The following is a 13,785-nucleotide window of genomic DNA, read 5'->3' as shown; positions in this document are numbered from 1 at the left end:
GCAAGCGGCGTGAAGCGATCAGAACCCGGCCTCGGCCCGCAGTTTCTGCATCAGTGTCCGCAACGAATTCTCATAGCGTTCGCTGCGCAGTTTGCCTTGCTCGTCAAACTCGTCCGAACTGCTGGCCAGATGGATTTCAGGCCCCTGCAGGATGCGAGGTTGAAACGGCACCATATAGCTGCGCAAGATCATCTGCGCCCGCTCACCACCTGAGCGCCCGGCCGCAGCCGACATCACGGCCACCGGCTTGTCAGCCCAGGGGCGGCAATCGGTGCGGCTGACCCAGTCCAGCGCGTTTTTCAGAACACCCGATGGGCCCTTGTTGTATTCCGGGGTGGAAATGATCACCGCGTGCGCCTGCGCGATCTGCTCGGACAAGGTTTGCACGGCTTCGGGAATGCCCTCGCCATCCTCGAGATCGCCATCATACAAAGGCAGGTTCAGATCAGCTTCGATATGCGTACCGGGTTCGAACAACCGCGCCGCTTCGCGCAACAATTTGCGATTGGTGGCACTTTGGCGCAACGAGCCGGACAGGCTCAGCAGAATGGGTTCAGACATTGGGAAACTCCGCTGTGGTGTTTCCCAATAGCTAGCTCAAGTCTTGCGAGGACCAAAGCCCGGATGACGCGCAGTCAATGTGCGAAAAAGGGCACCCGAAGGTGCCCCTGCCATTATGTGTTCCCGTTGGGAATGATCTCGATATCGACCCGGCGGTTTTGTGCCTTGCCCTCTGGGGTCAGGTTCGAGGCGACAGGTCGGTTTTCACCCAAGCCAACGGTCGAAAGGCGCGCACCGCTTACGCCATTGGCCTGAAGAATATCGGCAACCGACTGGGCCCGGCGCTCGGACAGGCCTTGGTTATAAGTGGCGTCGCCGTCGCTGTCGGTATGGCCAATGACCTGCACGTTAGAGTTGGGATAGTTGACCAGGTTTTGCCCCACGCGCACGAGATCCGCCCGCAGAGCCGGACGTACGGTTGCGCTGTCTGTGTCAAAGGTGATGTCGTTCGGCACGGTGACGATCAGGCGGTCACCCGCGTTGGTGATGGTGATCCCCTGGTTGGCCAATTGTTGGCGCAACTCGGCAGCTTGCCGATCCAGTTGGTTGCCGATCAAACCGCCGCCGGCGGCACCAATCGCGGCCCCTGCTGCAGCACCCAGAAGCGGATCAGAGCCATTCGCGATTGCCCCGACGCCAGCCCCCACAATACCGCCCAGAATCGCACCTTGTCTGGTGTTCTGGTTCGGATCGGATGGCAGGTTCAACGTACCGGGGTCAGTACAGGCCCCTAAAAACAGGGCAGAACCCAGCCCGGCGGCAAGAACACTCTTGGAAATCGTCATGAATTCACCTTCTGCTCGGGGGTCCGTTCGCCGGACCCGCTTTAGTTGACGCAGTATATCGCGTTACCCCCACATAGGCTCAAGCAACAATCATTTGAAGTCGGCGATTTACCGCCGCTCGACAGAATCCCAGTGGTTCTGGTCTTGCCAGATCGCGCGCAGGGGCTCGCCTTGTCCGCAGAAGTGATCTTGGGTCAGCTCGCAGGCCCAGATACGATCCGTGCGAAAATGCCGGAACCCATTCCTCAACTCGCACCACGCAGCCAGCATGGTGCATTCGATGTGATAGATCAGGGCGACCGGCCGGACGATCCGTTCACTCCGTTCACCTTCGGCATTGACGTAGGTGATGCGGATCTTGCGCTCGTCCCGGATGGCTTCGCGGTAGTTTACAACAGGGACGCACCCCTTGGCCGGGTCGTCCATCGGTGCGCCCCAAGGGGCGACCTGCAACCAATCGGCAGGGGCCCGCAGCGCGTCGATCTTGCGACACACCCGATCTGCCGCCTGTTGCAAAGTACTGTCACCGGTCCGTGCCAGCATCGACAGACCAACCCACAAGGCCTCGACCTCTTCAGCATCGAAATTCAACGGCGGCAGGTCATACCCGCGGCGCATCAGATACCCGACCCCAGCCTCACCTTCAATCGGGGTGCGCTGTGCCTGCAACGCCGCGATATCGCGGTAGACCGTGCGCGCAGAGACTTCGAGCTTTTCCGCCAAAGCCGCGGCCGTTACCGGTGCTTCGGCTGAGCGCAGAATTTGAATGATTTCAAACAAGCGGGTCGATCGGCGCATGAGGGTCTCCGGACAGTCTGCTGACACTCTAGCACACCCCCCTGACAAGGTGGTGTCAGGAGTGATCAGCGATCTTTGGGAAACAGACCAAAGGAGGCCGATCATGCCAAGCCGCGACAATCACGTGATGATGACACTGAAACTGGACCGTTGGGCACAGGATCACAACCTGCGCGCGTTCGAGATCGAACGAGAGATCATGGCCGCCCGTCAGCCCTGCGCCCCACCGAAACGGACAAAACGGTTTTCGCTGGGCAATCTCAAGATGCTGTGGACCAGCACCGCATAAGATCAGAAGTCAGCCGGGGCGCGGAATTTCATTGAAACTCCGCCCTCGGGACTTTTCAGGCGCAACTCTTCGGAATGCAGCATCAGCCGCGGGAATTCGCGCGCGGGTCCGTCTGCATAGAACGGGTCACCCAAAATGGGATGACCCAGCGCCTGCATATGGACGCGCAACTGATGAGACCTGCCTGTTTTCGGGAACAGCCGGACACGCGTCGTCTCACCTTCGTATTTGACGACCCGCCAATCTGTGACGGCGGGCTTACCAGTCTCATGACAGACCATCTGGCGCGGACGGTTGGGCCAATCCACGATCAGCGGCAGATCAACTGTTCCGGTCTTTGCTTCGATACGCCCCCACACCCGCGCGACATAGGTCTTGCGAGTCTGACGTTTCTCGAACTGCATGCTCAGATGCCGTTGCGCATGCGGTGTTTGGGCAAAAACCATGACGCCGGATGTGTCCCGATCCAGCCGATGCACCAACAAAGCCTGCGGAAACGCCGCCTGAACGCGCGTCAGCAGGCAATCGGCCAGATGCTCTCCGCGCCCTGGTACGGACAACAACCCCGAAGGCTTGTTCACCACAATCAGTTGCGCATCCTCATGCAGCACATCCAACGGCGTTTTCGGGGGATCATAGGTCTCGCTCATGCGCGCCTGCCTAACGCAGGGCACGACTTCCCGCAACGTCGGGCTTGCCTGAACGGATCAGTTCAGCAACTCTCAGGCCAAAGCGGAGGAGAGACCATGCACCCCACAATCGCGCGCATGCAAGAGGTTGTTGCCAAAGGCGATGAAAGCCTGATCCATGAGTTGCTGGCGGAAAACGTGCGGTTTTCACCGCCTACATACTATAGCACCTGGACCGGGCGCGAACCGGTGGCCGCCGTTTTGGGCCATGTGGGACAGGTGTTTTCGGACTTCCGCTATCGCCGTATCATGGGAGATGGCAACGACTGGGCGCTAGAGTTTCAGTGCAAGGTCGGTGACTTGGACGCTGTTGGTGTTGATCTGATCACATTGAACGACGATGGGTTAATCGAAACCTTCGAGGTCGCTATGCGCCCCTATAAAACCATTGGCGCGCTGCGCGAAGCGATGATGGCCCGGGTGATGAAAGACCCGCGATTCCTGGAATACAAAAACGCACTCAGCTAACCATGCCCGCCCCTATTGCCGCCGATCAGATCTTGCGCGTCCCGCTGTTGCCGGTTTTGGCAGCACAGGCGATATCCGTGCGCCGGAATGCCCAACAGCTGCCTGAACCTTTGGGTCCGCGCGAAGGGCGAAAGGGACGCGGTCCCCGGCTACGGCTGCTGATCACGGGCGACAGCTCGGCGGCGGGTGTCGGGGCAGGTCGTCAGCAACAAGCACTTTCGGGTTTTCTGGTGGAGCGACTGGCCCGCCACTACAGCGTCGAGTGGCGGTTGGAGGCCACAACCGGTCACACGACACAAGATACGCTGGAGCGGCTGCAACGGCTTGAGGGCCGCTTTGATGCAGCCGTGACGGCCTTGGGCGTGAACGATGTCACTCGTGCCGTTACGCAACAAAGATTTACCCTGCTGCAGACCCAATTGCTGGATCAACTGACGAATGCCCTGGGCGTCCGCCGTGTCGTCGTCACGGCCGTACCGCAAATGGACCGATTTCCGGCGCTGCCGCAGCCGTTAGCCTGGGTGCTCGGGCGTCAAGCCGCACGATTGGATCAGGGACTGCAACAGGTCGCTGCAACGTTTCCTGAGGCGCGCCACCTGTCTGTGACCTTCCCAGATGACCCGGCCCTTGCGGCCCCTGACGGGTATCACCCCAGCCCAAAAGCGTATCGTTTATGGGCAGATGCGGCGGCGGATCTGATCCGTCAGGTCTGACGCTTCATCTGGCGGATCATCGGGATCGTATAGACAATCAGCGCCGCCCATATCAGCGGGAAGGCGATCATACGGCCCCGGTCGATGTGCTCACCGAACAAGGTGATCGCGGTGATAAAGATCATCGTCGGCGCAATGTATTGAAGAATTCCCATAGTGGACAGCCGAACCAGTTTGGCCCCGTTCGCGTAAACCAGCAGCGGAACCGCGGTAACGATACCCGCACACGCCAGCAGCGCGGTATCCTGAACCGCCATGCCAAAATGGCCGGTTCCCTGCGCGCCCAGCCAAGTGATATAGACCAAAGCCGGGATCAACAGGATCAGCACCTCTAGCAAAAAGCCCTGATTTGGACCGATTGGCAACGAGCGTTTGAAGAACGCATAAAATCCCCAACTGACAGTCAATCCCAGCGCCGCCCACGGAAGGCTGCCTGCCTCGACCACCAATACCAGCACGCCCAAAGCAGCCAATCCGACCGCGACCAATTGCGTCCGGGTCAATGGTTCACGCAGCAGGATCGCTCCCAAGGCGATGCTAAACAGCGGGTTGATGTAGTAGCCCAGCGCAGCGTCCAAGGCATTTCCACTGGCGATGGCCCAGACATAAATGGCCCAATTCACCGAGATCAAAGCGGCCGTCAGGCACGCCATACCCAGCATCTTCGGGTTCTGCAAAGCGGCCTTTAGGTCTTTGGTTCGACCCAGCGCTATCAGCAACAACCCCGCCACCGGCACCGACCAGACAATCCGATGCGCCACGATTTCGACCGGACCGATATGGGCCAATGCTTTCATGTAAAGCGGCAGAAAACCCCACAACGTGTAGGCCGTCACCGCAAGGGCAAGACCTTTGGGCGTGTCCTCGTTCTGTGGGGGTGTCGCGACTTCCGCCATCTTTGGCCTCCGGCTGATACCGTTTGTCTTTACGGCAGGTCAGGCGGGTTTGAAAACTGCGAAAACCGTGAACTCTCACATCAACAAAATTGATGGGTTCAACAAAAAAGGGGCGCCGAAGCGCCCCGTTTCCCAACATTCAGCGTTACACTTTAACGCGTTCCGATTTCGGATCGTACATCGGCTTAAGCGACGCTTCGGCTTTCACCTTCACACCGCAGACGTCGATCTCATAGGTCGAGGCCAGAACGTCTGCCGTCTTTTCGCCTTCGCACGGCACATAACCCAGGCCAATTGCGCCACCCAACGTGTGGCCATAGTTGCCCGAGGACAGGTAACCCACGTACGCTCCGTCCCGGATGATCGGCTCGTTATGGAACAGCAGCGGTTCCGGGTCGGTCAGCTTGAACTGAACAAGGCGGTTATGCGGCCCGCTTTCCTTGCGTGCGATCACGGCCTCACGACCGATGAAATCGCTGCCCTTGTCGACTTTGACGGCAAAGCCAAGCCCGGCATCGACGACGTGGTCCTCGCAGGTGATGTCGTGGCCGAAGTGGCGGAAGCCCTTTTCGATCCGGGCGCTGTCCATCATGTGCATGCCGCACAGCTTCAGCCCCATGTCCTGCCCGGCCTCGTGCAGGGTTTCGAACACGTGACCTGCCATGTCGGATGAGACATAGATTTCCCAGCCGAGCTCACCCACGTAAGTCACGCGATGGGCCCGGGCCAGGCCCATGCCAATCTCGATTTCCTGCGCGGTGCCGAACGGGTTGGTCGCGTTGGTGAAATCGTTGGGCGATACTTTCTCAAGCAGCGCGCGCGCATTTGGGCCCATGATCGCCAGAACACCCTCACCCGCCGTGACATCGGTGATGACGACGTTGAAGTTGCCCGCATGGCGCTGCATCCACGTCTGATCGGCCAGACGGGTCGCTGCAGGGGTCACCACCAGATAGGCGTTTTCGGTCAGGCGGGTGACGGTCACGTCGGCCTCGATCCCGCCTGCCCGGTTGAGGAACTGGGTATAGACGATCTTGCCATTGGGGACCGAGTAATCGCCGCCACCGACATAGTTCATGAACGCTTCCGCATCCGGCCCATCGACACGGATTTTACCGAACGAGGACATGTCGTACATACCGACATTCTCGCGCACGGCTTTATGTTCCGCGGCCGAGTTCTCGAACCAGTTCTGGCGTTTCCAGCTGTACTGGTATTCCCGCTCTTGTCCTTCATTGGCGAACCAGTTGGCGCGTTCCCAACCCGCCAGTTCGCCCATGACCGCGCCCTGTTCCAGCAGATGGTGGTGGAACGGCGTGCGGCGCACGCCGCGCGCGGTGGCCTTTTGGCGATAGGGGAAGTGATCGGCATAGAGCAGGCCCAGTGTCTCTTTAGAGCGTTCGAACAGGTACTTCTTGTTGCCCTGAAACGGTTGCATCCTGCTGATATCCACATCGCCCAGATCGAAAGGTTTTTCCCCGCTATCCATCCACTCGGCCAGTGCCATGCCCGCACCACCAGCGGATTGGATACCGATCGAGTTGAAGCCCGCAGCAACCCAGACATTGTCCATCTCGGGTGCGAGCCCGAGGTGATAGGCATCGTCCGGAGTGAAAGACTCGGGCCCGTTGAAGAACGTGTGAATCCCCGCTTCGGCCAGCATCGGCATACGGTCGACCGCCTTTTCCAGAATTGGCTCAAAATGGTCGAAATCTTCCTGCAACTGATCGAATTCAAACGACTCAGGAATGCCATCCATCGCCCATGGCTTTGATTCCGGCTCGAATGCGCCCAACAGGATTTTGCCAGCGTCTTCTTTGTAATACGCATATTCATCCGGGACGCGCAGAACCGGCAGTTGGGTCAAGCCGTCAATATTCTCGGTCACAATATAGAAATGTTCGCACGCATGCAGTGGAACGTTGGTGCCGGCCATGCGGCCCACTTCGTGGCCCCACATACCCGCGCAGTTCACCACCATATCGCATTCAATGTGACCCGACGCGCTGCCGTCGTCGGCAACCCAGTCAACACCTGTGACTTTGCGGCCCTGCTTGACGATGTCGGTGACTTTCACGCGTTCCTTGACGATACCGCCGCGCTGGCGGGCACCTTTGGCCAGCGCAAGCGCGATATTGGCAGGGTCACCCTGACCGTCCAGCGGCAGGTACACGGCCCCTTTGACGCCTTCGAGGTTGATATGCGGATACAGCTCCTGCACACGCTCGTTCGAGATCTCTTCGACCTCAACACCAAAGGCGCGCGCCATGGCAGCTTGACGATAGATCTCTTCTTTACGCTCTTCCGAGAGCGCAACGGTGATCGACCCACAGCGCTTGAACCCCGTGGCAACGCCGGTCTCTTCCTCGAGCGAACCGTAGAGTTCCTGGCTGTACTTCGCCAGCTTGGTCATGTTCGCCGTCGCACGCAGCTGCGCGATCAGGCCCGCCGCATGCCAGGTCGTGCCGCTTGTCAGCTGCTTACGCTCCAGCAGCACCACGTCTTTCCAGCCCTTTTTGGTCAGGTGATATGCCACCGAACATCCGATGACACCGCCACCGATGATGACCACGCGGGCCTTGTTTGGAAGATCAGCCATTCTGATGACTCCGCCTTATGAGTTTCCACCCAAAATGCCACGAAAGAGCGACGCAGAATGCATGAAAAACGTCAGCGCATTCGCAAAAATCACCGCTGTTTGACTTGCCGTTTTTCCCGCCTCAGGACAAAGGGCGTGACGCCGAAAAAGCTCTTGTAAACCGACGAAAACCCATTGGGGAAACCACAGGCAAGGCCGATTTCCCGAACACTCATTGTTGTGTTCAGTAAAAGGTTGTTCGCCTTGGCCAGCCGCATTTCGCGGTAGAACCCGTTGGGAGTGGTCCCGAAATAGGTTTTGAACTTGCGCTCCAGTGACCGGTTCGACAGCTTCAGCGTCTGGACGATTTCGTTAATCGGCAGCGGATCTTCGATGTTCGCCTGCATCAGCTTGATACACTGGTCCAGCTTCGCATCCCCGGTGGCAGTGGTTTTTGACCCCGAAAACGGCTGCAAGGACGAGAAATCGCGGATGTTTTCGTGCAACATTATGTCAGCCACCGTCATTCGGGTCGGTCCGGAAATGTGACGCCCGATCACGGCCAGGGCCACGTCGGTCGTGGCCTCCATCCCGGCGCAGGTCACCACGGCGCCTTGTTCGGTTGCAATGGACAGCTTTGCCTCGAAGCGGGCTCGTCGTTCGCGCAGAAAGGAGGCGTTTTCCCAATGGGTCGACATATCCTCGGTGCCGTGCTCATCGATATAGCGGCTTGCCGCTTCGGCCAGCAGAAAGACCTGTGCGCCGCGGAATGTATAGTCCGATACAATCCGCCCCAGCGACAGGTCCGGGTGGTCTGGGTCAGAGTTACCAATGACAAACAGATAGTCTGCCTTGGGATGCGCTGGGATGCGCTCGGTCTGTACCGTCGCGTCGCTGCTGCTGGCGATCGCCCCCCCCCGCAGCGAGCGGTAGGTAAAGGTGAAAGGTGGGTTCGGGCAGACGCGGTTTGCCAGACGCAACACTTCGACCAACGACGCTAGCTCCAACAGCACGTAGCCGGGCGCAACCAAGATGTCGAAATGGTGCTGTCGGTTGACGGCCGAAGTATTTGGCGTTGCGGGCATCGCGCTCCTCTCAGACGATCCGGTGTCCGGCGGCGCGCAGGCTGTTGGCGAGGGCCTCGATGTGGTCAGGACCAACTTCGCAGCATCCGCCGACGATCGTAGCGCCTTGGTTTACCCAGGCCATGGCGTGATCGGCGTAAACTCTGGGTCCAAGATCTTGCCGTTGTTCCAAGGCGTCAACGGTTGGTGCATCTTTCAGAAAGCCCTCTGAAATCTCAGTAAACCCATTCGCATAGGCTCCAAAAGGCCGTCCCATCGTGGCCAGAATGTCCAAAGCCGCCGGAATGGCTTCGGGTCGCGAGCAGTTAATCAAAACAGCTTCAGGATTGAACCGCTCCACCAGCGGCGCGACGTCCGAAAGCGGCTCGCCGGATCGCAGACGCGTGCCGTCGTCGTCCATCACCGTAAGTGCGAGCCAAACGGGTTTTTCAATCTTTTCAGTGCCACGCAGGGCACCTTCGGCTTCCTGCAGGGAAGAGACTGTCTCGATCAGAAACAGATCGACATCGTTGGCCATGAGTTGAACGATTTCCGCAAACTTTTCAGCGGCCTGTTCGACATCAGGCTTCAAATCGGGCCGGTACGACGCCAGCAATGGGCCCAGCGCCCCGGCGACGCGCCCCGTGCTACCGTCCCGAGCCCGGCAGGCCTGCGACACGGCCACGCCAATCAAATCGGCCAATTGATCTTGCAACCCGACACGATCCAGTCGTGACCGGTGAACTGCGTACGTGTTGGTCGTCGCAACGGTCGCACCGCGGCGGAAATAGTCTGCGTGAACGTCTCCGACCAGATCCGGGTAGTCCATCATCACGCGCGTTGACCACAGCGGGGTTGCCCTGTCACCGCTACGTTTGACCAGTTCCTGCCCGATCGAGCCATCCAGAAGTGTGATGTCCGCCATGTGCCAATCTCCCTACGGAACAAGTACGAGTTTTCCCGGCAGCGCTTTGGACTGAAAATCCTCTTGCGCTTTGGCGATGTCTCTTAGCGGATAGGTTTTGGAAACCAAAGGCTTGATGCGACCCGAATTCATCATCTCGACAAGGCGACCAAAGACGTCAAAGGCCTGATGCGTGCAGCCGTGAATGGTGATGTCCCGCAGATAGATGTCGCGCAGATCGGCCTCGACAATCGGACCGGCGATCGCGCCCGAAACGGCATAGTGCCCTCCGGGTTTCAGAGCCAGGATCAGGCCGGGCCACGCCGGGCCGCCCACCACGTCAATCACCACGTCGAACATGTCATTGGGAAGCGGTGCATTGCGGTCATATGTGCCTGATGCGCCCTGCGCCTTGACCACATCGGCCTTGGCCGGGCTGGTGACACCCCAAACCGAGGCGCCGCGTAGTGCCGCCAGTTGCACGGCGGCCAGCCCCACCCCGCCAGATGCCCCGGTGATCAGAACTTTTTGCCCAGAGGTGACACCGGCGCGGGTCAGAAGGTTTTCTGCGGTGCCAAAAGCGCACGGGATTGCAGCGATCTCGACGTCTGAAAGCGGGGAAGTGGTGACGTCATACAGGTCGTCTGCCTCAACAAGGCAGTATTGGGCAAAGGCCCCGTCGACCTCGGACCCCAAGGCAATAAAGCCCGTCGGACTTCCAGGGCGCGGTCGCGGCAGGTTGATTGGGCAGGTCACCCGTTGCCCAACCTTGAACCCGGTTTCGGGCCCTGCCAGTTCGACGATGCCACATAAGTCTCCGCCCTGGATGCGTGGAAAGGCCAAGGCCCCGCCCCAGCCGCCTGCATCGACGTCCTGATCGACGTCGTCGGTTGCACCGGTCACGTCTGAAGAGTACCAACCGATCCGCGTGTTGATATCGGTGTTGTTGACACCCGCAGCCGCGACCCGCACCAAAACCTGCCCCGCGCCAGGTGTTGGCACCGGAATATCGTCGCGCCATTCAAGCACTTCGGGACCACCGTGACGCGTGAGGTAAACGCCTGCCATCGTGGTTGGAATTGTCATGCTTTAGCCTTTGTCGTCTGGATGTGCTGGCACAGGCCCCATCGGGACAATGTCATATTTTGCATTCAACGCGGCCATTGTCGCGTCGTCCGCGAAATCAGCCTCATTCATCGTTGCCAGTTCGGCCAGAAATCCGTCAAACCCTGAGGGCTGAAAAATCATCAGCATTCGGGCGGGCGCTGCGTTCGCGACGCGGCATGCATGGGGTACTCCGGGCGGGACATGGATCGTTGTGCCCGGTGTGCACCGATGCCAGTCGCCATCGATATAGAAATCCACCTCACCTTCGAGAAAATAGAAGGTCTCGGCATGCTTCTCATGGCGATGAAGGCCAAGCGCGAAGCTGGCCTTCAGATTGTCTTCCATCAGCGTATATGCGCCATCCGTGTCCTGACCGGAAACCTTCACAAAGGTATGGTCATTTTCCCAATCATAGTTGGGGCCCTCACCAGGCCCCAATTTGGCGTATCGTTTGCTCATGGCGGTCTCCGCAAGAGGTTAAGCGCGCAACCGCTCGTTCTCGGGATCCCAGAGCGGCTGATCCTGCTCTACCACAGCGCGGCACTTTTGGCCGTAGATTTCGACCTCAAGCTCGGTACCGGGGTTCGCAAGCTCGGCCTTGATCATGCCCAGCGCGATGGATTTGCCAACGCGGTAGCCCCATGCGCCCGAGGTGGTCTCGCCCACAATCTGATCGCCCTGCCAGATGCAGGACATATACGGCGCGTCGCAATCGCCCGCGTCTACGGTCAGCGTGACAAACGACTTCTTCACGCCCTGCTGCTTTTCGTTCAGAATTGCTGCCTTGCCCGGGAAATTCTGCGGTTTGTCCAGTTTCACGAACCGCCCAAGCCCACCTTCCAGCAGCGAGTAGTCAGTCGACAGGTCGCCCTTCCAGGCACGGTACCCTTTTTCGATCCGCAGCGAGTTCAGAGCGTACATCCCGAACGGCTTGGCACCGGCATCAATGATCGCGTCATAGATCGCGGGCATATGCTCGTTCAGAGCGTGAACTTCCCATCCTAGCTCACCCGCAAAGGACACGCGGATCAGGTAGGCGGGCTGGCCTGCAACGGTTGCAGACTGATGGGTCAACCAGCCCGAGGTCAGATCCGCATCCGTCATTGTCGACAAGATCTCGCGCGATTTCGGGCCGGTGACGATCAAAGTGTCGCGGGTCGTGGTGACGTCCTCAATCGAAACGCTGGCGGGCATCGCGTTCATCAGGATATCACGGTCATGCCACTGCGCGGTTGCGGCGGTGATCATGACGAACTCATCCTCGCCCAAACGAATGCAGGACATCTCGGTCAGAATGCGGCCACGGTCGTCAGAGATGTAGATGAGGTTCATCCGGCCGACCTTTGGCAACCCACCGGTTGCGAGGCCGCGCAACGCCTCAGCGGCGCCCTCTCCCTTGACCATGAAGCGCGAGAAGCCTGGCAGATCCAGCACTCCACAATCGTCTCGCACGGCCTCGCATTCTTCTTTGACACGCTGCTCCCATGGGCCGGATCGACCCCAGGTATGGGTCGCCTCAAGCGATGTGTCATCGCCCGGCTTGGCGAACCAATTGGCCCGCTCCCACCCGTTATAGGCACCCATCACGCCGCCCAGCGCTTTGACCTTGTCATGCACCGGCGACAGTTTCTTGTCGCGCGCCGCAGGCCATTCGTGATGGGGGAAGTGCATGGCGTATTCGTTGCCATAAACCTCCAGACCTTTCTGGTTGCAGTAATCCTGATCTGTGTAATCGGTGTATCGACGCGGATCGACGGCCCACATATCCCATTCGGTTGCGCCATCGACGATCCATTCGGCCAGCACCTTGCCTGCACCACCACCCTGAGCGATGCCGAAGGTGAAGGTGTGCGCCTCGAACGCGTTCCGGACGCCCGGCATCGGACCAATCAGCGGCAGACCATCCGGTGCATAGGGGATCGGGCCGTTGATCACACGGCCAACACCCGAGGTTGCCATCAGCGGCACCCGCTCCATCGCGTCGGTCACGATGTCCTCGATACGGTCCAGATCGTCATTCCACAGCTGGAACGAGAAATCCTCGGGCATCGGGTCATCTTCGGTCATCCAGTGGCCCTTGCAGTTCGGCTCATAGGGACCAAGGTTAAAGCCGTGCTTCTCCTGCCGCAGGTAGTACGAGATATCCACGTCGCGCAGCAAAGGCAGCTTCTTACCGCCATTTTCCTTGGACCATTCTTCGACCTCGGGGATCTCGTCGGTCAGCAGATACTGGTGGCTCATCACCATCGCGGGCACGGTACGGCCGCCGAAGGGCTTGAACCACTCACCCACACGTTGCGCGTAGTAACCGGCGGCATTGACCACGTAATCGCAGTCGATATCGCCTTTGTCCGTATGGACGGTCCAGGTGCCGTCGTCGTGCTGGGTGACGCCGGTTGCCGGGCAGAAACGGATGATCTTCTGGCCCATGTCGCGGGCACCCTTGGCCAGCGCCTGCGTCAGCTGCGCCGGGTCAATGTCACCATCGGTCGGGTCATACAGAACACCTTCCAGATCGTGTGTTTCCAGGAACGGATAGCGCGCCTTGGCCTCTTCCGGGGTCCACATCTCCATTGGGATGCCTTGATAGCGACCCATCGACATCGCCCGCTCGAACTCCTGCATCCGCTCTTTGCTGTGCGCCAGACGGATGGAACCCGAGACGTGATAGTTCATCGGATAGTCGACCTCTTCACCCAGCCGCGAATACAGCTCGGTCGAGTATCGCTGCATGTTCATGATCGCCCACGAGGTCGAAAAGGTTGGAACGTTACCCGCCGCGTGCCAGGTCGAGCCTGCAGTCAGCTCGTTCTTTTCCAGCAGCACACAATCGGTCCAGCCCTTCTTGGCCAGATGGTAAAGCGAGGAGGCCCCCACTACACCGCCGCCGATAATCACCACGCGGGCTTTTGTCGGAAAATCGCTCATTGGTT

At 59.3% G+C, this 13,785-nt stretch carries 14 protein-coding genes; 3 read left to right on the top strand and 11 right to left on the bottom strand.

Annotated elements, in window-relative coordinates:
- Window positions 1-18: 18 nt before the first annotated feature.
- The 3 genes from J7416_RS18065 to J7416_RS18055 all read right to left on the bottom strand — a co-directional run bounded on the left by J7416_RS18065 (window position 19) and on the right by J7416_RS18055 (window position 2,144).
- Window positions 19-561, bottom strand: a complete 543-nt coding sequence (locus tag J7416_RS18065) for an NAD(P)H-dependent oxidoreductase (RefSeq protein WP_209226804.1) — start codon at window positions 559-561, stop codon at window positions 19-21.
- Between the two features lie 113 nt (window positions 562-674).
- Window positions 675-1,346: an OmpA family protein gene (locus tag J7416_RS18060; protein ID WP_209226803.1), complete on the bottom strand. Its 672-nt coding sequence runs from the start codon at window positions 1,344-1,346 to the stop codon at window positions 675-677.
- Window positions 1,347-1,454: 108 nt separating this feature from the next.
- Complete coding sequence (locus J7416_RS18055) at window positions 1,455-2,144, bottom strand: YafY family protein (protein ID WP_209226802.1); 690 nt, start codon at window positions 2,142-2,144, stop codon at window positions 1,455-1,457.
- A gap of 103 nt (window positions 2,145-2,247) precedes the next feature.
- Here J7416_RS18055 and J7416_RS18050 point away from each other — a divergent pair, with 103 nt between their 5' ends.
- Window positions 2,248-2,433, top strand: a complete 186-nt coding sequence (locus J7416_RS18050; protein ID WP_209226801.1) for a hypothetical protein — start codon at window positions 2,248-2,250, stop codon at window positions 2,431-2,433.
- Window positions 2,434-2,435: 2 nt separating this feature from the next.
- On the opposite strand, the gene J7416_RS18045 is transcribed toward J7416_RS18050, so the two are convergent.
- Window positions 2,436-3,083, bottom strand: coding sequence for an RluA family pseudouridine synthase (locus J7416_RS18045; protein WP_209226799.1), 648 nt, complete (start codon window positions 3,081-3,083; stop codon window positions 2,436-2,438).
- A 96-nt stretch (window positions 3,084-3,179) separates the two neighbouring features.
- Here J7416_RS18045 and J7416_RS18040 point away from each other — a divergent pair, with 96 nt between their 5' ends.
- Both J7416_RS18040 and J7416_RS18035 read left to right on the top strand, forming a co-directional pair.
- The gene (locus J7416_RS18040; protein WP_209226798.1) at window positions 3,180-3,590 is read left to right on the top strand and encodes a nuclear transport factor 2 family protein; all 411 of its coding nucleotides are present in this window, start codon (window positions 3,180-3,182) and stop codon (window positions 3,588-3,590) included.
- Between the two features lie 2 nt (window positions 3,591-3,592).
- On the top strand, window positions 3,593-4,303 hold the full coding sequence (locus J7416_RS18035; RefSeq protein ID WP_209226796.1) for an SGNH/GDSL hydrolase family protein: 711 nt from the start codon (window positions 3,593-3,595) through the stop codon (window positions 4,301-4,303).
- Here the strand turns inward: J7416_RS18035 and rarD are convergent.
- The 7 genes from rarD to J7416_RS18000 form a co-directional block, all read right to left on the bottom strand.
- A complete protein-coding gene (gene rarD / locus J7416_RS18030; RefSeq protein ID WP_209226794.1) occupies window positions 4,294-5,199 on the bottom strand; it encodes an EamA family transporter RarD in 906 nt (301 codons plus the stop codon). The two genes, J7416_RS18035 and rarD, sit on opposite strands and share 10 nt — an antisense overlap.
- A 145-nt stretch (window positions 5,200-5,344) precedes the next feature.
- Window positions 5,345-7,798 carry an FAD-dependent oxidoreductase gene (locus tag J7416_RS18025; protein WP_209226793.1) on the bottom strand — a complete coding sequence of 818 codons (2,454 nt, stop codon included), beginning with the start codon at window positions 7,796-7,798 and terminating at the stop codon, window positions 5,345-5,347.
- An 89-nt stretch (window positions 7,799-7,887) separates the two neighbouring features.
- On the bottom strand, window positions 7,888-8,862 hold the full coding sequence (locus J7416_RS18020; protein ID WP_209226792.1) for a helix-turn-helix domain-containing protein: 975 nt from the start codon (window positions 8,860-8,862) through the stop codon (window positions 7,888-7,890).
- Window positions 8,863-8,872: 10 nt separating this feature from the next.
- On the bottom strand, window positions 8,873-9,766 hold the full coding sequence (locus J7416_RS18015) for a homocysteine S-methyltransferase family protein (RefSeq protein ID WP_209226790.1): 894 nt from the start codon (window positions 9,764-9,766) through the stop codon (window positions 8,873-8,875).
- A gap of 12 nt (window positions 9,767-9,778) precedes the next feature.
- The gene (locus J7416_RS18010; RefSeq protein ID WP_209226789.1) at window positions 9,779-10,831 is read right to left on the bottom strand and encodes an alcohol dehydrogenase family protein; all 1,053 of its coding nucleotides are present in this window, start codon (window positions 10,829-10,831) and stop codon (window positions 9,779-9,781) included.
- 3 nt (window positions 10,832-10,834) lie between these two features.
- Complete coding sequence (locus tag J7416_RS18005; RefSeq protein ID WP_209226787.1) at window positions 10,835-11,311, bottom strand: cupin domain-containing protein; 477 nt, start codon at window positions 11,309-11,311, stop codon at window positions 10,835-10,837.
- 18 nt (window positions 11,312-11,329) lie between these two features.
- Window positions 11,330-13,780, bottom strand: a complete 2,451-nt coding sequence (locus J7416_RS18000) for an FAD-dependent oxidoreductase (protein WP_209226786.1) — start codon at window positions 13,778-13,780, stop codon at window positions 11,330-11,332.
- Window positions 13,781-13,785: the final 5 nt, after the last annotated feature.

Source organism: Ruegeria sp. R14_0 (assembly GCF_017743975.1).
Classification (GTDB): Bacteria; Pseudomonadota; Alphaproteobacteria; order Rhodobacterales; family Rhodobacteraceae; genus Ruegeria.
Note: the sequence above shows the minus strand (reverse complement) of the source record. Positions and strands in the feature narration are given on the sequence as shown.

Excerpts from the sequence above, each read along its gene's own strand:
- J7416_RS18015 (WP_209226790.1), bottom strand. The coding sequence starts at position 9,766 with ATGGCGGACATCACACTTCTGGATGGCTCGATCGGGCAGGAACTGGTC.
- J7416_RS18040 (WP_209226798.1), top strand. The coding sequence starts at position 3,180 with ATGCACCCCACAATCGCGCGCATGCAAGAGGTTGTTGCCAAAGGCGAT.
- J7416_RS18055 (WP_209226802.1), bottom strand. The coding sequence starts at position 2,144 with ATGCGCCGATCGACCCGCTTGTTTGAAATCATTCAAATTCTGCGCTCA.
- J7416_RS18060 (WP_209226803.1), bottom strand. The coding sequence starts at position 1,346 with ATGACGATTTCCAAGAGTGTTCTTGCCGCCGGGCTGGGTTCTGCCCTG.
- rarD (WP_209226794.1), bottom strand. The coding sequence starts at position 5,199 with ATGGCGGAAGTCGCGACACCCCCACAGAACGAGGACACGCCCAAAGGT.
- J7416_RS18050 (WP_209226801.1), top strand. The coding sequence starts at position 2,248 with ATGCCAAGCCGCGACAATCACGTGATGATGACACTGAAACTGGACCGT.
- J7416_RS18035 (WP_209226796.1), top strand. The coding sequence starts at position 3,593 with ATGCCCGCCCCTATTGCCGCCGATCAGATCTTGCGCGTCCCGCTGTTG.
- J7416_RS18000 (WP_209226786.1), bottom strand. The coding sequence starts at position 13,780 with ATGAGCGATTTTCCGACAAAAGCCCGCGTGGTGATTATCGGCGGCGGT.
- J7416_RS18045 (WP_209226799.1), bottom strand. The coding sequence starts at position 3,083 with ATGAGCGAGACCTATGATCCCCCGAAAACGCCGTTGGATGTGCTGCAT.
- J7416_RS18010 (WP_209226789.1), bottom strand. The coding sequence starts at position 10,831 with ATGACAATTCCAACCACGATGGCAGGCGTTTACCTCACGCGTCACGGT.
- J7416_RS18065 (WP_209226804.1), bottom strand. The coding sequence starts at position 561 with ATGTCTGAACCCATTCTGCTGAGCCTGTCCGGCTCGTTGCGCCAAAGT.
- J7416_RS18005 (WP_209226787.1), bottom strand. The coding sequence starts at position 11,311 with ATGAGCAAACGATACGCCAAATTGGGGCCTGGTGAGGGCCCCAACTAT.
- J7416_RS18025 (WP_209226793.1), bottom strand. The coding sequence starts at position 7,798 with ATGGCTGATCTTCCAAACAAGGCCCGCGTGGTCATCATCGGTGGCGGT.
- J7416_RS18020 (WP_209226792.1), bottom strand. The coding sequence starts at position 8,862 with ATGCCCGCAACGCCAAATACTTCGGCCGTCAACCGACAGCACCATTTC.